This is a genomic window from Nocardioides daejeonensis (assembly GCF_003194585.1).
Classification (GTDB): domain Bacteria; phylum Actinomycetota; class Actinomycetes; order Propionibacteriales; family Nocardioidaceae; genus Nocardioides; species Nocardioides daejeonensis.
This window is the reverse complement of record NZ_QHKZ01000003.1, coordinates 435913-453524: the sequence shown is the minus strand read 5'-3', so window position 1 is coordinate 453524 and position 17612 is coordinate 435913. Positions and strand designations below refer to the sequence as shown.

Below are 17612 nucleotides of genomic sequence, written 5' to 3'. Positions count from 1 at the left end.
GGCCCCGGAGGTGGTTCGCCGCTCAGCTCTCGTGGATCGCCGTGGCCAGGTCGGCGATGGCGGGCAGCGGTGGTACGCCGCCCGTGAAGTAGGCGCAGACCCGGTCCGAGAGCGCGCCGAAGCGGGCCGCGATCTTGGCCGCGCACTCCTCGGGCGTGCCGCGCACCGCGATGGCGTCGAGCAGGTCGTCGTCGATAGCGGCCGCCATCTCCTGGAGCCTGCCCTCACGCTGCAGCCCCTGCAGGTAGGGCTGGAGATCGCCGATCCCCTCCGCGTCGAGCACCGGCGCGTAGGCCGGGGTGGAGGCGTAGAACGCGAGGAGCGACCGGGCGCCCGCCACCGCCGCCTGGTACTGCTCGTCGGTCGTGCCCATCGCGGTGATCACCTCGGGCACCAGGGCGACCTCGTCCGGCGCGCGGCCGGCCCGCTCCAAGCCCTCGCGCAGCGCCGGCAACGTGCGCTCCTCGATGTGCCGGATCGTGTTGAAGGGCATCACCAGCAGCCCGTCGGAGACTTCGCCTGCAGTACGCGTCATCAACGGGCCCAAGGCGCCCATCATCACGGGAGGCGGGCCCCAGGGCAGTGGCTCGGGCGTGAAGGTGGGCGGCATGAAGTCGTGCCGGGTGAACTCGCCGCGGAACTCCGGCCGACGTCCCTCCGCCCAGGCTGCGAGGATCTCGCGGGTGGCGGCGACGGCCTCCCGCATCCGCTTGGCGGGCTGCGACCAGGTGCTGCCGTAGCGCCGCTCGATGTGGGTCTTCACCTGCGAGCCCAGTCCGAGGGTGAACTGCCCCCCGGAGAGGGCATGCAGATCGTGGGCGAGGTGCGCCAGGTGCATCGGGCTGCGGGGCAGTGCGACCGCGATGTTGGTCATGATGGGCAGGTCGGTGGCCTGAGCTGCGAGAGCAAGGGGCAGGAAGACGTCATGCTGGCCCTCGAAGGTGAAGAGGCCGTCGATGCCGGTGGCGGCGAGCTCGACGGCACGCGCGGCGGCGTCGGTGGGGGCGGCGTCGAGCCGGAGGTCGATGCGCATCTGCAGTGTCCTTCCAGGGTCAGCCGAGCAGTCGCGTCCGCAGCCGCTCGATCGGGTCCGTGCCGTCCCGTCGTGCCAGTGTGCCGGCGGGGGCGCTCAGCCGGCCGGCGTCCTGTCGGGTCCACTCCCGCACCGCCCAGCGTTCGACGATCCCCCACCGGTCGTCGCGCCGCTCGAGGTGGTCGACGTAGCGGACGCCGGTGGTGAAGAAGCGCGACGGCGGATCCTCAGGTCCGCCCCAGTGCGTGGCGTGCGCGTAGGTCTCCGCCACCGCGACGTCGCCGCGGACCTCGGCCAGATGGTTGCCGACCATGTGGTGGGTGCCGCCGGCCGAACGACCCAGCAGCGGACGCAGCCACTCGACGTACTCCTCGACGGGGCCGTCGAAGCCGGTGTGATGGTCGATCCCACCCGGGTGATAGCAGCTGCGCACCAGCTCGAGGTCGATCCGATCGATGCCTCGGCAGTAGCGCAGCACCAGGTCGTGTATCGCCCGCCGGTCGGCCTCCATGGACGCTCCGCTCACGGGTGGTCGGGCATGTTGGTCCAGCCCTTGCCGTCGACGCGTCCGTACCAGCCCGATGCGGCCAGGGTGCCCCCGTCGACCGGCACCGTGTGGCCGGTGACGAAGCGGGCCTGGTCCGAGGCGAGGAAGGCGACCACGGAGGCATAGTCGGCGACCTCGCCGTAGTGCCCCAGCGGGATCCAGTGCTTCACCAGCTCGGGGTCGCGACCGCGCAGCATCGCTTCCCGCGAGGTCTGCGGGGTGTCGGCCAGGTCGGGGGCGATCGCGTTGACCCGCACGCCATACCGGCCGACCTCGACGGCCAGGCTCCTGGTGAAGGCCGAGACGCCTGCGTTGTAGGCCGAGTAGGCCGCATGGCCCGGGATGCCTCGGAACGCCTCGACCGTGGAGTTGTTGACGATCGCTCCGGCGCCCTGCGCCACCATCGTGGGCAGCAGCGCGTGCGTCACCTTGAGCACGTGCAGCAGGTTGAGCTCGTAGAGCCGCTGCCACTGCTCCGGCTTGGAGTGCAGGAACGTCTTCGACGCGGGCCGGAAGTCCCCGACGTTGTTGACCAGGACGTCGACCCGGCCGTGCCGCTCGACCGCCGCGGCGATCTCAGCCACCGTCTCGTCGGTCGACACGTCGCCCACGACGGTCTCGACTCGTCCGCCGGCCGCCGTGATCTCCGCGGCCGTGGTGGCCGCTGCCTGGGCGTCGATGTCGACCAGAAGCACATGGTCTCCGTCGGCCGCCAGACGGCGGCTGATCGCTCCGCCGATGCCCAGAGCCCCTCCCGTGACGACGCTGGTCCGGCTCATCTGGTGTCCTCCTGGGGATTGTGGGTGGGCCCGACGGCCCGGGGGCTCCGGGACTCGATGGAGACGATCCGCAGCTCCCGTCGAGCGAAGCGCCACCCGGCGTCGGTGCGGCGATAGGCATCGCGGTAGACCAGATGCCAGACCAGGTCGCGCGCATCGCGCCCGGCAGTGGGTGCGCTCAGGTGATGGGCGGTGCAGGTGACCCGCCCGGCGGCGGTCCGCTCGTCGAGCGCATCGACCACGACCCCGTGCACGGCATGGAAGGTGGCGGTGAAGCCGCCGAGGGCGGCCATCGCCGCCGCGAGCGCTGGACGGCCCTCGTGCACCACCGTCGGCCCGAGCTCGTGCGGGGGAGCGGGGGCGACCAGCACGCCGTCGGCAACGAAGAGCTGCGCGGCCTCCGCCGGCCGATGGTCGTCGACCTCGGCGGCGTAGCGATCGACGAGGGCGCGGATCGCCTCGCGATCTGTGGCCGCGTCGCTCACGGCGCGGTCAGCTCCAGACGCTCCGCGCACGCGCTGAGCTCGTCCTTGGCCTGCCGCAGGTCCGCAGTGGGCGTCATCGCCAGCACGATCCGGTCGGCCCCCTGAGCGGCCAGCTTCTCGGCGCGTGCGAGGTCGATCTTCGCTACCAGGTGACCCAGCGACAGTTCCAGGGCGTCGGCGTCGCGACCCGCCTCGTCGGCGGTCCGGCGCATCAGGTCGACGATCTCGGCGAGCTGCTCACCCATGACGCCGAGCGGCTGCAACCCGTCGCCGTACCGGCCCGCGCGTCGCGCCGCCGCCTTGGAGTGACCGCCGATGTGCAGCGGCACACCGCCGCGCTGCACCGGCTTGGGGTAGCTCATTGCGTTGTCGAAGCGGAAGAACTCCCCGTCGAAGTCAGCGCCCTCGGGCGAGGTGTCGGCCCACAGCGCTCGCAGCACCTGCAACTGCTCGTCCGCACGCCGGCCGCGCGTGGCGAAGTCGACGCCGCTGGCCTCGATCTCCTCCTTCATCCACCCCATGCCAGCACACACGCGGAGCCGGCCGCCGGAGAGGACGTCGATGGTGGCGAGCCGCTTGGCGAGCACCACCGGGTGGTGGTGGGGAAGCACCAGGACGCCGGTCGCCAGGCCCAGCGTCGTCGTCTTGGCGGCCAGGAAGGCCATCAGGTCGAGCGGGTCGGGGATGACCTGGTCGTCGGCGAGCTCCATCTTGCCGGAGGCGTCGTAGGGGTACTCGCTGGAGTACCTGCTGACCACGACGGCGTGCTCGACCGCGACGAGCGACTCGAAGCCGCACGCCTCGACGTGCTGGGCGAAGGCCGTCATCCACTCTGGGTCGGCGGTGACGTTGGCAGCGACGGGTGCGATGACGGCGTACTTCATGCACGCGACCCTAGGGAGCCGCTCGGCCTGCCCCGGTTGCGTTCCCGGTAGCCGGAACCGGGCAGTTTCACCTGCCGGGATCGCGCTCAGAGGCGGCCTCGGCCACTCCCTACGGTGCGGAGGCACCAGCCCCACCGTCCCAGGAGTTCCCATGTCGCACCCGGTGATCGTCGATGCCGCTCGTACCCCCTACGGCAAGAGGGGTGGAGCGTTGGCCGACATCCACGCGGTCGACCTTCTGGCCCACACCCAGCGGGCCGCACTCGACCGGGTCGGCCTCGACCCGACCGCTGTGGAGCAGGTGATCGGCGGCTGTGTGACGCAAGCAGGGGAGCAGTCCGGAAACGTGGCGCGCTTCGCCTGGCTGCATGCCGGGCTGCCGGAGGAGACCGGCGTGACCACGATCGACGTGCAGTGCGGCTCCGCCCAGCACTCCGTCACCCTGCTCGCGGCGCAGATCGCGGCCGGCCAGATCGAGGTCGGCCTGGCGTGCGGTGTCGAGGCGATGACCCGGGTGCCGCTGCTCTCCAACCTCGGCGAGGTCGGCAAGCCGCGCCCGGAGAGCTGGGAGGTCGACCTGCCCGCCCAGTTCGAGGGCGCCGATCGGATCGCGGAGCGCCGTGGTCTCAGCCGGTCCGATCTCGACGCCTTCGGTCTCCGCTCCCAGCAGCGTGCCCGGGATGCGTGGGACGCCGGCCGGCTGGACCGCCAGATCCTGCCCGTCACCCTGCCCGACGGCCGGACCTTCGATCGTGATGAGGGGCTGCGCGAGACCAGCCTCGATGCGCTGGCCGGTCTGCGTACGATCCGCGAGGGCGGACTGCACACCGCCGGCACCTCCTCACAGATCTCCGACGGCGCGACGGCCGCGGTGCTGATGAGCGAGGAGAAGGCGCACGCGCTCGGCCTGCGTCCGCGGGCTCGCATGGTGGCGCAGACCTTGGTCGGCGGCGAGCCGCGCTACTTGCTCGACGGTCCGGTGCGGGCCGGGGAGCGGCTCTTCGCCAGGAGCGGGTTGACGGTGAAGGACATCGAGGTCTTCGAGGTCAACGAGGCGTTCGCGGCCGTGCCGATGTCGTTCGCGCAGGTGCACGGCGTCGACCCGGAGCGCCTCAACGTCAACGGCGGAGCCATCGCGATCGGCCACCCGGTCGGATCGACCGGCATCCGCCTGATCGCCAACGTGATCGACGAACTGGAGCGCCGCGATGCGCAGTTCGGTCTGGTCGCCATCTGCACTGGTGGCGCTCAGGCCACCGGCGCCATCATCGAGAGGATCTGACATGGACGACGAGGCTCAGCGGGCCGCGGTGGGAGAGCTGGTGCTCTCGACCCGGGACCTGATGCTTGCCGTGGGCACCACGGAGCTCCCACCTGAGGAGGTCGCTGCGGCCCGTGCCGAGATCGACGCGCTGGCAGCTCGTCTCGGGGTCGGCCGCCGGGACCGCGTGCTTCGCGCCGGCTTCGACGGCCCGGCCAAGGCCAAGGCGAACGGCGTCCCCTGGCGCTCCTTCGCCTACAACCCGATGGCGATCCCCTTCGACATGACGTTCGAGGGCACCACCGCTCGCGGTCGGCTGGAGGCGAACGCCATCCACGAGGGCCCGGCCGACTCGCTGCACGGGGGCTACGCCGCACACCTCATGGACTGTGTGCTCGGCACGATGATGCAGGCCAACGGCTACCGGGCCGTCACCGGAACCCTGGAGATCCGCTACGTGCGTCGTACGCCGCTCGACCAGCCGCTCGAGCTCTTCGGCGAGATCGTCCGCTCGGCCGGGCGCAAGCACACCGCACGCGGATGGATCAGCCATGACGGTGAACCCACCGTAGAAGCAACGGGACTCTTCGTGGAGGTAGCTCGATGACCTATGCACTCACCGGACTGGACGGCAAGGTGGCAGTGGTCACCGGAGCCGGGCGGATGCGCTCGATCGGGCGCTCGATCGCGGTCGAGCTGGCACGCGCCGGCTGCGACGTGGTGCTCACCGGCACCGGACGCGACCCGTCGACGTACCCCGCCGACGAGCAGGAGGTGGGCTGGCGCGACATCGAGCAGGTCGCCGAGGAGGTGCGGGCGCTCGGGCGCCGTGCGCTCCCGGTGATCTCGGACGTCTCCGACGCCGAGGCGGTAGAGACGCTGCGCGACCGTACGCTCGCCGAGTTCGGCCGCGTCGACGTGCTGGTCAACAACGCCGCTGCCTCCCGCGGCGGCGACCGCGTGCCTGTGCTGGACCTCGACATCGAGGCGTGGGACCGGGTGATCCGGATCAACCTGCGGGGTCCGTTCCTGATGACGCGCGCCTTCGGCCGGGTGATGGCCGACAGCGGGAACGGCGGCGCGATCATCAACATCTCCTCGATCGGCGGGAAGCTGGGCGGCCCGGGCACCGGGGCGTACTCCGCCTCGAAGGCCGGCCTGCAGTCGCTCACGTCGTCGACGGCGAAGGAACTCGGCCCGTCCGGCGTTCGCGTCAACGCGCTCTGCCCGGGAGTCACCGGCACGAGTCGTCTCGACGACTGGGACCACGACACCTGGCAGGCCTACGTGCGCGCCAACCTGCCTCTGCAGCGTGTCGGCGAGCCGACCGAGGTGGCCCATGCGGCTGTCTTCCTCGCCAGCGACCAGGCGGCGTGGGTGACCGGCCAGGCGTGGAACATCGACGGCGGTCAGCTCACTATCCGCTGATGGCCATCGAACCGAGAACGCAAGGAAAGAGCCCCATGACCACACGAGACGAAGTCGTTGCTCGGCTGACCGCGCTCGGTGCCCCCTTCGAGATCGGTCTGGAGGACGTGCTCGGCCACGACCTCGAGGTCTTCTCCCACCGTGAGCGTTCCGTGGGCGAGCTGCTACGTCGCTCGCTGGAGTTCGGTGACCGTGAGTACCTGGTGACGCCGCGGTTGCGGCTCACCTTCGCCGAGCACCTCTCCCGGGTGGCCGCGCTGGCCACCGCACTTCGGGACCGGTACGGCGTGCAACCTGGCGACCGCGTCGCGATCTGCGCCGCCAACTCGCCCGAGTGGGTGATGGTCTTCTGGGCGACCACGGCGCTCGGTGCCGTGACGGTCGGCATGAACGCGATGGGCGCTGCTCCGGAGCTCGCCCATGCGCTCGACCTCACCGAGCCGGCCGTGGTCATCGCCGATGACCCGCGCCGCCGCGTGCTCGGCGAGTCGGAGGTGCCGCTGCTCGCCATCGAGGACGACGTGCCGCGGCTGATCGAGGAGTTCCGGGGCGCTGACCTGCCCGAGGTGAAGGTGGCCGAGGACGATCCTGCGGTCATCTTCTTCACCTCCGGCACCACGGGGCGACCGAAGGGCGCCACCCACTCGCACCGCAACGTCGTGGCGGCAGTCTGGTTCCACCTGCTCAACGACGCGGTGGCGGCCGAGCTCGGTCACCCGCAGACGGATCGTCGCTACCTGCTGGTGACGCCGCTCTTCCACATCGCGGCGCTGCACAACCTCGCCGTCGTGCGGATGGCGGTCGGTGACACCGCCGTGATCCACGAGGGGAAGTTCGACATCGACCGTGTGCTGCGGCTGATCGAGCAGGAGCGGGTGACCAACTGGGGAGCCGTGCCGACGATGCTGTCGCGGCTCGTCGAGGCCGACCTGTCGGCGTACGACCTCTCCTCGTTGCGCACCATCTCGGTAGGCAGCGCACCGTCTTCGCCGAGTCTCAAGCAGCGGTTGCGGGAGGCCCTCCCGGCTGCCGGCCAGTCGCTGGGCACGACGTACGGGCTCACCGAATCGTCGACGGCGGCGACCCTCGCGACCGCGGCCGAACTGGCTGCCGACCCGGAGACGGTGGGCCGTCCCGTGCCCACCCAGCAGGTGCAGGTGCGCGACGCCGACGGGAACCCGGTGGCCGACGGCGTGGAAGGGGAGATCCATCTGCGCGGCGTCCACATGATGCTCGGCTACTGGCGTGACCCGGGGGCCACGATGGAGGCGCACACCGATGACGGCTGGTTCCGTACTGGGGACCTCGGCAGCATGCGCGACGGCCAGCTGCGCATCGCGTCGCGTCGGTCCGACCTGATCATCCGGGGCGGGGAGAACGTCTATCCCGCTGAGGTGGAGGCGCAGCTGGTCACACACCCGTCGGTGCGGGAGTGCATCGTGCTCGGCGTCCCGGATGCCGACTTCGGCCAGGCGGTCAGTGCGGTCGTCGTGGTCGACCCGGACGGTGCCTGCAGCGAGGAGGAGCTGCGCGAGTTCCTGCGGGAGCGGCTGGCACGCTACAAGGTGCCGACACGATGGCGAGTCACGACCGAGGAGCTGCCGCGCAATGCCACCGGCAAGGTGAACCGGCGTCAGGTGGTGCTCCCGTGAGTGAGCGTCAGCGAGCGAGCCAACCCGTGCCGAGTGAGCGTCAGCGAGCGAGCCAACCCGTGCCGAGCGAGCGTCAGCGAGCGAGCCAGACGGGGTCGAGCGAGCACCGGGACGCCTGGGAGCCGCTGCTGGCAGGCCTGGAGCGGCGCCGTGAGCAGGCCCGCCGGATGGGTGGGCCCGAGAAGCTCGACAAGGTACGCCGCAGCGGCCGTCTCGACGCGCGTGCCCGGATCGCCGCGTTGCTGGATGTGGGCAGCTTCACCGAGCTCGGCCTGCTTGCCGGTGACGCCGACACTCCGGCCGACGCGTTCGTAGCCGGCTCGGGCACCATCGACGGCCGACCGGTGCTGGTCGGGTCGGAGGACTTCACGGTTGCCGGCGGGTCCATCGGAGTGGCTGCGGCGAGCAAGCGCGCCCGGCTCGCCGAGCTGGCCCGTCGCGAGCTGTGTCCGCTGGTGCTCTTCCTTGAGGGTGCCGGCCACCGGGCCACGAACCAGCTGCATCCGCATCGGCCCGCCCCCAACGACCTGCAGGCGCTGGTGGAGCTTTCGGGGCTGGTGCCGACCGTGGCGATCGTGACCGGACCGTCGGCCGGCCACGGCGCCCTCGCTGCGCCGCTCTCCGACCTGACGGTGATGGTGCGCGGCGACGCCTCGCTCTTCACCGCCGGTCCGCCGCTGGTGAAGGCCGCGCTGGGCGAGACGGTGACGAAGGAGCAGCTGGGGGGCGTCGACGTACATGCCGGGGCCAGTGGGCTGGCCCAGCTGGTGGTCGACGATCAGGCGCAGGCCGTTGCCGTGGTTCGGCGCTGGCTCGGCCACCTTCCCTCCAACGCATGGCAGCGACCGCCGGTGCAGGCGGGGGCGCCCGGGCGCCGGCTCCTCGAGGGGATCCTCGACGTCGTGCCGCCGAACGACCGGCAGCCCTACGACATGCGCCTGGTCCTTGCGGACCTCGTCGACGCGGACAGCCTGTTGGAGCTCTCCCCGGACTATGGGCGCTCCCTGATCACCGCAGTGGGCCGCATCCAGGGCGAGCCGGTCGCGATCGTCGCCAACCAGCCGTCGGTGCTGGCCGGCGCCATCGACGTGGCGGCGGCGGAGAAGGGGGCACGGTTCGTCGAGCACGTCACCGCCTTCCACCTGCCGTTGCTGCAGTTGGCCGACAATCCCGGCGTCCTTGCGGGAAGCGTCTCCGAACGTGCCGGGATCCTCCGCTCCGCGGCCCGCTTCTTCGCGGCGCAGCACCGCACGACCGTGCCCAAGATCCATGTCACGCTGCGCAAGGCCTTCGGCTTCGGCAGCTCGGTGATGGGACAGAACGCCTACGGCGGGCAGACCGTCTCGCTTGCCTTCCCCGGCGCCACGCTCGGTGGCATCCCGGCCGCGGTCGGCGGCGCCACCTCCGGGGCCGACGAGCAGACCAAGCAGGCGCTGGTCGCCAACGAGGCTGCGGGACCATGGCGACTCGCCTCCTCGGCGACGTACGACGACGTGATCGATCCGCGGGAGCTGCGCAACGCCGTGATCGACGCGCTGCGTCTGGCTCGGGGGCGCCAGGCGGAGCCGGTCGCGCCGGTCGCTCACGTCGGTGGGCTGCCGTGAGCTCGCTCGATCCGGCGCTCGTTCGGCTGTTGGACGGTGTCGACCTCACCGGCCGGACCGTGGTGGTCACCGGTGCCACCACCGGCATGGGCCTGGAGACGGCGTACGCACTTGCCGCGGCTGGGGCCTCGACGGTCCTGGCCGGTCGCGATGCGGAGCGTCTGTCGGCGGCGCGGGCGCGGGTGGCCGAGGTGGCGACCGCCCTGGTGCACACGGTGGAGCTGGACCTCGCCGACCTCGTCTCTGTCGGCCGGGGTGCCGTCGAGCTCGCCGGGCTCGTGGAGCGGATCGACGTGCTGATCAACAACGCCGGGGTGATGTTCACGCCGCTGTTGCGCACGGCTCAGGGGCACGAGCTTCAGTTCGGCACCAACCACCTCGGCCACTTCGCGCTCACCACCGCCCTGCGCCCCCTGCTGGGCGACGGCTCGCGGATCGTCAACCTCTCCTCCGCAGGTCACCGCCTGGGCGAGGTGGAGCTGGGCGACGTCGACTGGCGCCGACGCGACTACGACAAGTTCGCGGCGTATGGCGCAGCGAAGAGCGCCAACATCCTCTTCACGGTCGAGGCCGACCGGCGCTGGCGGGCCGCTGGGGTCCGCTCCTTCGCTGTGCACCCCGGCACCGTCGCCACCGACCTCGCCCGCCACATGGACCGCGACGACTTCAAGGAGATGGTGCGGCTCGCGAGCTCCGCCTCCACGGCGCCCTCTGGCTCCTCGTCGGTGTCGGTCGAGGAGCCGCCGCGGAGGATGACCTTCGCGACCCCCGCCCAGGGTGCCGCGACCAGCGTGTGGGCAGCCACCACCCCCGAACTCGACGGCCGCGGCGGGCTCTACCTCGCCGACTGTGCCGTCTCCTCCGACGTTCGTCCCTCCGCCACCGACCCCGAGCGCGCCACCGCGCTCTGGGCGCTCAGCGAGGAGCTCGTCTCGGCCGCCTCCTCCGCCTCCACAGACGGGCGGTAACGCGGGGTTCGGGTCGCTTCGCCAGGCTGTGACGCGTCTTTCGACACCAGCGCCGCACCAGGCAGCGGTGTGCTCACGGCAGCCTGGACGACGCGGCAGCCCCGGAGCACGCGGCAGTCTGGACGACGGTGCAGCCCGGAGCACGCGGCAGTCTGGACGACGCGGCAGCCCGGAGCTCAGCCGCGCAGCACCTTCCCCATCGCCTTGCCCCGAGCGAGCTCGTCGACCAGCTTGTCGAGGTAGCGGATCTGCTGCATCAACGGGTCCTCGACCTCCTCGACGCGGATCCCGCAGACGACACCCTTGATCAGGCTGACGTTCGGGTGGATCCGGGCAGCGGCGAAGAACTCCTCGAACGTCGTGCCGGCGGCAAGGCGCCGCGCCAGCTCAGTCTCGTCGTACCCGGTCAGCCAGCAGATCACCTCGTCCAACTCAGCCTTCGTCCGTCCCTTCCGCTCCACCTTCGCCAGGTAGTGCGGATAGACCGACGCGACGCTCGTGGTGAAGATCCGGTGCACCTGCCCGAGCCTAGCCGCGCTCGTCAGTTTCCCCGCCCGGGCGGGGAAACTCACGCTTGTGTGCTGTAGCTACGGCCTACAAGCGACAAGTTCCCCGCTTGGGCGGGGAATCTTGAGGCGTATGGGGCTGGTGGGGTCAACGCCCGCGGCGGCGGGTGGTGGGCGGGGTCCAGTTGGGGAAGAGGATCTGGGAGGTACGGCGAGCGGCGTGGGCGACGAGGGGGGCGATCTGGTCGATGCGTGGGCCGCCGCGGAGGGCGACGGAGATGGCGGCGACCGGGCCCTGGGGGCCGAGGACCGGGGCGGCGACGGTGCCGATGCCGAGACGGCAGACCTCGGGGCGGGTGATGGAGAGGCCGTGCTGCTGGCGCACCCGGACCAGCATCCGGTGCAGGGCGGAGAGCTCGCCAGGGGGAGTGGAGAAGCGGGTGAACATCGCGTCGACGCTCTCGGGCTCGATGCCCGCGAGCAGCGCGCGGCCGCTGGCGGTGGTGTCGGCGCGGAGGCGAGACCCGACTGCGGAGGGGATGCTTGCCAACGCCTGGCCGCCGACCTTGTCGAGGTAGTGGACGCTCGATCCCTCGAGGACGGAGAGGTGCGCGACGCCGCCGGTGCGCAGCTGCAGCACGTTGAGCTGGTCGGCGGCGGCCGCGCGTACGTTGGAGTGATCATGGCCGCGCATCCCGATCCGCAGGGCACGCGCGCCGAGCTGGTAGCCGGCGACGTCGTGCTCCAGCCAGTCGAGCTCGACCATCTGCGTCAGCAGCCGGAAGGCCGTGGAGCGAGGCAGCCCGGTGGCGTCGGTGATGTCGTCGAGCAGGAGCCGATCGGTGGCGTGGGTGAAGACATCAAGGATCTGGGTGAGGCGTTCCACCACACCGGGCCGCGGCGACCGATCGTCCGCGGCACCCCTGGTGATCGCCGTCGTGGACAGGTCTACCGGCATCGTCGTCATGGCGCGTCGTCCTCCGTTCCCGGAACAGTTGCTGTTCACAACCTAGCATTTGCTTGGGTGACCCGAGTCTCATTCTGCTGGATTGATCCTGGCGAGACCAGAGTACGGCCTGTTATTACTGTTCGAAATAGTTCGAATCGACGGACGGTTGGTGTGATGCAGTTCGAGTTGGACGACGACCAGCGGGCCTGGCTGGCGGAGGTGCGGGAGTTCCTCAGTGCCCACGTGACGCCGGCCTTGAAGGCCGAGCTCGCCGAGCACGATCTCGAGTTCAAGGGCGGCGAGGTTGCGGCGTTCCGGCGGGCCATCGGGGAGAAGGGCTGGTTCGGGCTCAACTGGCCGGTGGAGTACGGCGGACTCGGCCTCAGCGCCGTGCACCAACACCTGCTGGTGAGCGAGTTCGAGTACTGGGGCGTGCCGGGCCCGGACCTCACGGTCACCTCGGTGGCACCGATGATCATGCGGCACGGCACCGAGCAGAACAAGGCCGAGTTCCTGCCGCCCATCGCCCGTGGCGAGATGATCTGCGCGGTCGGCTACTCCGAGCCGGACGCCGGCACCGACCTCGCCTCGCTGCGCACCCGGGCGGTGCTCGACGAGAGCACGGGCGAGTGGGTGATCAACGGCTCCAAGATCTGGAACAGCGGCGCGCAGCGCTCCACGCACGAGTGGCTCTGCGTGCGTACCGACCCGGACGCTCCGCGTCACAAGGGCATCTCGGTGATCATCGTGCCGATCGACCACCCCGGAGTGCAGATCCGCCCGCTCATCGCCTGGTCGGGCTACCGCACCAACGAGGCCTTCTTCGACGACGTGCGGGTGCCTGCCACGAACCTGATCGGCGAGGTCAACCAGGGCTGGCGCTACATCACCGGTGCTCTCGACCTCGAGCGCGGCGCGCTCACCAACGCCGGAGACCTGCGTCGTTCCGTCGAGGACCTGGTCGAGCTCGCTCGCCAGCCTCAGGCCGACGGCACCGTCCCCGCCGACGATCCGGTCGCCGTACGCCGTCTCGCGGGCCTGGTCGCCGACGTGGAAGCCGCCACCCTGATGGGCTACGAGGCGGCTTCGCTGCTGGCGGAGGGAACCATCCCCACGGTGCAGGTGAGCACCGAGAAGATCTTCACCAGCGAGCTGCGGCAGCGGATCGCCGACACGGCGATGGATCTGCTCGGGCCCGCGGGTCTGCTGGCGCACCGCAACCCCGAGGCTCCGCTGGCCGGCGCCTACGAGCGCCTCTACCGCACTGCGCCGCTGCTCCGCTTCGGCGCCGGCACCAACGAGGTGCTGCGCGACGTCATCGCGCAACGCGGCCACGCCCTGCCCAGCTATGGACGCTGACCGAGACCAGGAGGAAGCATGAAACTCGTCGCGAGCCCGGAGGAACGAGACCTCCGCGCGATGTTGCACGACCTGTTGGCGGCCGAGTGCCCGACCACCCTGGTGCGGTCGCTGCGCGAACCCGGCGCCGACCGGTTCCCCGCCACGCTGTGGAAGTCGTTGACCGCCGCCGGGGTGCTCGGCCTCCCCTTCGCCGAGGAGTACGGCGGCATGGGAGGTCGTCTCGACGACGTCGCCACCTACGTGCTCGAGGCCGGACGTGCGCTGGCGCCCTCGGTGGTGACCAGCACGCTGGCGTTCGGCATCGCCGTCGATCGCCTCGGCGGAGACGACCTGCGGGCCCGCCACCTACCCGCGCTGAGTGCCGGCGAGCTGCGCGGCACGATCGCCCTGGCCGCCCCCGGCAACGCCCACGACGCCCGCCCAGCCTTCACGGCGCAGCGCGACGGCGCGAGGTGGCGGATCTCCGGGCAGGCCGAGTACGTTCCCGATCTCGACCTTGCTGACCGGGTGCTGGTCACCGCGGACGCGGAGGGGGAGACGATCGGAGTCGTCCTCGCCGCGCGGGCCGACGGTGTCCGGTCGGAGCCGCTCGACGTCATGGGCGGGCCCGGGCAGTTCCGGCTCGTTCTCGACGGGGTCGGTGTCGAGGATGCCGACGTGACGGCTCCGCTGGGCGCGCCGCAGCTGCGGGCCGTCTCCCACGCCGTGGCCGCGCTGCACTGCGTCGAGCTGGTCGGCGTGGCCGAGGAGGCACTGCGCCGGGCGGTCGAGCACGTGCGCGAGCGCCACCAGTTCGGGCGGCCCCTCGGCTCCTTCCAGGCGGCCCAGCACCTGGTCGCCGACATGCACATCGGCATCCAGGCAGCACGGCTCTCCGCGCTCGCCGCGGTAGCCGCGCTGGGCCGCGGCGAGTCGGGAGTGCGTGAGTCGGCCGTGGCCCGGATGCACGCCACCAAGGCGGCGAAGGTCGCCACCCTCGATGCCCATCAGTTGCACGGAGGCATGGGCTACGTGCTCGAGACCGACCTGCACCTGTGGTCCGAGCGGGCCCGGGTGCTCGCCACGCTCGACGGCACCGCCGACACCGCCGCTTCCTGGCTCGCCGAGGAGGTCGGCCTTGACTCCTGACTCCACTGCACAGCAGGGCCGCCAGGTGCTCTCCGACATTCGGGTGCTCGACCTCTCTCGGTGGGTCGCCGGCGAGTTCGCCACCAAGACGTTCGCCGACTTCGGCGCCGACGTGATCAAGGTCGAGAAGCCAGGGGAGGGCAGCTTCACTCGTGCCTGGGGACCATTTCCCGAGGACCGTCCCGACCCGGAGCGGAGCGCGCTCTTCCTGCACCTCAACACCAACAAGCGCTCGGTCGTGCTCGACCTGCGCGACGACGCCGACCGCGAGGTGCTGCTCGCCCTGGTGCGACGCTCGCATGCCGTGGTGGAGTCGTTCCGCCCCGGCCACCTCGAAGATCTCGGCCTCGGCCCCGACGTGCTGCGGGCCGTCAATCCGGGTCTCGTCCTCACCCGGATCAGTGCCTTCGGCCAGACCGGGCCCTATCGGGACCGGGAGGCCAGTGGCCTCGTGCTGCAGGCCACCGGCGGGCCGATGAACGCGACCGGCCAGGCCGACCGTGCTCCGCTGCGCAAGCCCGGCCTGCTCGAGCACTACACGGTGGGCCGTTCGGCAGCGCAGGCGACGATGGCCGCCGTGCTGCGGGCGCGGCGTACCGGCAAGGGCGCGACGCTGGACGTCTCCGGCCAGGAGGTGCTGCTTGCCGGTGCCGACCGGAGGGCGTCCTACCTGCTCTCGGCGGCGTACTCGGGCATGACCGCACCGCGCGGCGCGCGCAGTCCGCACCGGCACGGGGCGACGTTCACCGGGCCTTTCCGCGCCAGCGACGGCTTCGTCATGGTCTATGTGACCAACCAGGTCTTCTGGAACCGTTTCGTGGAGCTCGTCGGTGCCGACGACCCCGGCTTCCGGGAGCGCTACCTGGACAGACAGACCGTCGCCGGGCAGGACCGTGAGGAGTTCCTCGCCTACGTTGCGGACTGGATCGCGCAGCGTCCCAAGGTCGAGGTGATGGAGGCCGCGGAGGCGCGCCGCATCCCGGTGACGGCGTACCTGTCCGTCTCCGAGGTGATGGACCACGAGCACTTCCGGCAGCGCGGTGTCTTCGTCGCCGCCGACCACCCGGTTGCCGGGCGTCTGGAGTACGCCGGAGCCCCCTGGCGCATGGAGCGTGGCTTCGCGCTGCGCACCACCGCGCCCCTGCTGGACCAGCACGGCGCGGAGATCCGCGCGGAGCTCGCAGAAGAGGGAGTTGCCTGATGACGGACGCGACCGATCTGCCGCTGAGCGGCATCCGCGTGGTCGATCTGACCGTGGTCTGGTCCGGGCCGGGGGCAGCGGCGCTGCTCGGCGACCTGGGCGCCGAGGTCATCCGGGTCGAGGGCAACGACCGGATGAGCCGCCAGGTCTCGGCCCGCACGACCAAGGAGTCGATCGCCGCCACGGGCTACCACGGGGGCACCTATCCCGACAAGGATCCGGGTGCGCGCCCCTACGATCGGTCCGCGGTCTTCAACTGGCACGCACGCAACAAGCTCGCCGTCAGCATGAACCTGGACACCCCCGAGGGGCACGAGGCATTCCTCGATCTGGTCCGGATCAGCGACGTCCTTCTCGAGAACAACACCAATGGCGTGTTGGAGAAGCTCGGCATCGGCCACGAGCGGCTGCTGGAGGTGAATCCGCGCCTCGTCGTCGCCCGGATGCCCCCCTTGGGCATGACCGGTCCGATGAGCGGTTACCTCGGCTACGGACCGAACTTCAACTCGCTCGTCGGGATCGCCGCGATGGACGGCTACGAGGGCGAGGAGCCCGACTCCGCCGGCGAGAACTACCACATGGACGAGGCCGCACCGGCCGGCGTCGCCTTTGCGGTGGAGGCCGCTTTGTGGGACCGGGAGAACACCGGACGCGGCGGACTCGTCGAGATCGCCCAGGCCGAGAACGTACTGGTCGAGATCGGCGAGTACTTCCTCGACCGGCAGTTCAACGACCGCGACCCCGAGGTGCTCGGCAACACCGACCCGCATGCCCTGCAGGACGTCTTCGCCACCGCGGACGCCGACCGCTGGGTCGCGGTCTCGGTACGCGACGACCGCGACTGGGCGGCCCTGAACGGCGTCCTGGACGACGACGAGCTGCGTGCGCTGGGGGCGGATGCGGCCGGGCGGCGTACGCACAGCGCGGCCGTCCGGCAGCGGATCGGCACTTGGTGCGCAGCCCGGCCTGTGGACGCGGTGGTGGCGGAGCTGGTCGCCGCGGGTGTCCCGGTGGCCGAGGTGATGTCTGAGCCACGGCTGCTCGAAGACCCGCACCTGGCCGCCCGCGGCTGGTTCCGAGAGCGGAGCCACCCGTCGATCGGCACCCACCGCTACCCGGGGCACCCGTGGCGCAGCGACGACTTCGAGCTCGCCTGGGGACGGCCGGTGCCGGGCTTCGGCGAGGACAACGAGTACGTCTACCTCACCCTCCTGGGCATGCCCCGTGAGAAGTACGACGACCTGGTCGCACGCGGCCTGGTCACCGATCACCAACTGGTCTGAGACCCGAGACCAGCCTGAGTTCCGAGAGGCAACGATGACCGAGCTTTCGCTGATCCCCGACGAGGTGGCCGCCCGCGTGGGCACCGAGGCCGCCCGCGCCACCGGCGAGGTGAACCGCCGTGACTGGCAGCGCTGGGCGGTCGCGGTCGGCGACGAGAACCCGCTGTGGTTCGACGCCGAACACGCCCGAGCCCACGGGTACGACGACGTGATCTGCCCGCCGCTCTACCTGCAGTACGCGGTGCTCGGGGTGACCCCGATGTCCGCGCTGCGCGCCGACGGCTCCTCGGGTGCGGCCAGCGGCAACCTGCAGTTCCCCGATGCTCCCAAGCGGATGGCCGGTGGCGAGTCGACGACGTTCCACCTGCCGGCCTATCACCGCGACGAGCTGACCATGGTGCGCGTCATCGATTCGATCGTGGAGAAGCATGGCCGCTCGGGCCGCTTCGTGCTGGTCACCTGGCGCACCACCTACACCAACCAACGCGACGAGCTGGTGGCCGAGGCCACCACCTCGATGATCGCCCGACCCTGAGCGAGGG

General features: G+C 71.1%; 18 protein-coding genes. 11 read left to right on the top strand and 7 right to left on the bottom strand.

Features of this window, described 5'->3' with window-relative positions; translation table 11 throughout:
- Positions 1-22: 22 nt before the first annotated feature.
- The 5 genes from DNK54_RS10245 to DNK54_RS10225 are packed head-to-tail and all read right to left on the bottom strand — an operon-like array spanning position 23 to position 3728.
- Positions 23-1033, bottom strand: a complete 1011-nt coding sequence (locus DNK54_RS10245) for a TIGR03617 family F420-dependent LLM class oxidoreductase (RefSeq protein WP_110206852.1) — start codon at positions 1031-1033, stop codon at positions 23-25.
- A gap of 19 nt (positions 1034-1052) precedes the next feature.
- Positions 1053-1544, bottom strand: coding sequence for a nuclear transport factor 2 family protein (locus DNK54_RS10240; RefSeq protein WP_110206851.1), 492 nt, complete (start codon positions 1542-1544; stop codon positions 1053-1055).
- Positions 1545-1555: 11 nt separating this feature from the next.
- Positions 1556-2359, bottom strand: a complete 804-nt coding sequence (locus DNK54_RS10235) for an SDR family NAD(P)-dependent oxidoreductase (protein ID WP_110206850.1) — start codon at positions 2357-2359, stop codon at positions 1556-1558.
- Complete coding sequence (locus DNK54_RS10230; protein ID WP_162602392.1) at positions 2356-2844, bottom strand: nuclear transport factor 2 family protein; 489 nt, start codon at positions 2842-2844, stop codon at positions 2356-2358. Before DNK54_RS10230 ends, DNK54_RS10235 begins: the two co-directional genes overlap by 4 nt.
- The gene (locus DNK54_RS10225) at positions 2841-3728 is read right to left on the bottom strand and encodes an LLM class F420-dependent oxidoreductase (RefSeq protein ID WP_110206848.1); all 888 of its coding nucleotides are present in this window, start codon (positions 3726-3728) and stop codon (positions 2841-2843) included. The genes DNK54_RS10230 and DNK54_RS10225 overlap by 4 nt, the downstream gene beginning before the upstream one ends.
- A 151-nt stretch (positions 3729-3879) precedes the next feature.
- Here DNK54_RS10225 and DNK54_RS10220 point away from each other — a divergent pair, with 151 nt between their 5' ends.
- Genes DNK54_RS10220 through DNK54_RS10195 form a run of 6 tightly spaced genes read left to right on the top strand, consistent with a single transcriptional unit; the run spans position 3880 to position 10641 of the window.
- Entirely contained in the window at positions 3880-5010 is a 1131-nt protein-coding gene (locus DNK54_RS10220) for a steroid 3-ketoacyl-CoA thiolase (protein WP_110206847.1), read from the top strand.
- Position 5011: 1 nt separating this feature from the next.
- Positions 5012-5596: a PaaI family thioesterase gene (locus tag DNK54_RS10215; RefSeq protein WP_110206846.1), complete on the top strand. Its 585-nt coding sequence runs from the start codon at positions 5012-5014 to the stop codon at positions 5594-5596.
- Positions 5593-6417: an SDR family NAD(P)-dependent oxidoreductase gene (locus DNK54_RS10210; protein WP_110206845.1), complete on the top strand. Its 825-nt coding sequence runs from the start codon at positions 5593-5595 to the stop codon at positions 6415-6417. The genes DNK54_RS10215 and DNK54_RS10210 overlap by 4 nt, the downstream gene beginning before the upstream one ends.
- Positions 6418-6452: 35 nt before the next feature.
- Complete coding sequence (gene casG, locus DNK54_RS10205; protein ID WP_110206844.1) at positions 6453-8069, top strand: steroid-24-oyl-CoA synthetase; 1617 nt, start codon at positions 6453-6455, stop codon at positions 8067-8069.
- On the top strand, positions 8066-9673 hold the full coding sequence (locus DNK54_RS21470) for an acyl-CoA carboxylase subunit beta (RefSeq protein WP_239460020.1): 1608 nt from the start codon (positions 8066-8068) through the stop codon (positions 9671-9673). The genes casG and DNK54_RS21470 overlap by 4 nt, the downstream gene beginning before the upstream one ends.
- Positions 9670-10641, top strand: coding sequence for an SDR family NAD(P)-dependent oxidoreductase (locus DNK54_RS10195; protein ID WP_239460019.1), 972 nt, complete (start codon positions 9670-9672; stop codon positions 10639-10641). Before DNK54_RS21470 ends, DNK54_RS10195 begins: the two co-directional genes overlap by 4 nt.
- 176 nt (positions 10642-10817) lie before the next feature.
- On the opposite strand, the gene DNK54_RS10190 is transcribed toward DNK54_RS10195, so the two are convergent.
- A complete protein-coding gene (locus tag DNK54_RS10190; protein ID WP_110206843.1) occupies positions 10818-11159 on the bottom strand; it encodes a DUF2200 domain-containing protein in 342 nt (113 codons plus the stop codon).
- Positions 11160-11295: 136 nt separating this feature from the next.
- A complete protein-coding gene (locus DNK54_RS10185; RefSeq protein WP_204164506.1) occupies positions 11296-12114 on the bottom strand; it encodes an IclR family transcriptional regulator in 819 nt (272 codons plus the stop codon).
- Between the two features lie 156 nt (positions 12115-12270).
- Here DNK54_RS10185 and DNK54_RS10180 point away from each other — a divergent pair, with 156 nt between their 5' ends.
- Genes DNK54_RS10180 through DNK54_RS10160 form a run of 5 tightly spaced genes read left to right on the top strand, consistent with a single transcriptional unit; the run spans position 12271 to position 17605 of the window.
- Positions 12271-13455, top strand: a complete 1185-nt coding sequence (locus DNK54_RS10180) for an acyl-CoA dehydrogenase family protein (RefSeq protein WP_110206842.1) — start codon at positions 12271-12273, stop codon at positions 13453-13455.
- 18 nt (positions 13456-13473) lie between these two features.
- Entirely contained in the window at positions 13474-14586 is a 1113-nt protein-coding gene (locus DNK54_RS10175; protein WP_110206841.1) for an acyl-CoA dehydrogenase family protein, read from the top strand.
- A complete protein-coding gene (locus DNK54_RS10170; protein WP_110206840.1) occupies positions 14576-15787 on the top strand; it encodes a CaiB/BaiF CoA transferase family protein in 1212 nt (403 codons plus the stop codon). Before DNK54_RS10175 ends, DNK54_RS10170 begins: the two co-directional genes overlap by 11 nt.
- The gene (locus DNK54_RS10165) at positions 15787-17070 is read left to right on the top strand and encodes a CaiB/BaiF CoA transferase family protein (protein WP_110206839.1); all 1284 of its coding nucleotides are present in this window, start codon (positions 15787-15789) and stop codon (positions 17068-17070) included. The genes DNK54_RS10170 and DNK54_RS10165 overlap by 1 nt, the downstream gene beginning before the upstream one ends.
- 34 nt (positions 17071-17104) lie before the next feature.
- A complete protein-coding gene (locus tag DNK54_RS10160; RefSeq protein WP_110206838.1) occupies positions 17105-17605 on the top strand; it encodes a MaoC family dehydratase in 501 nt (166 codons plus the stop codon).
- Positions 17606-17612: the final 7 nt, after the last annotated feature.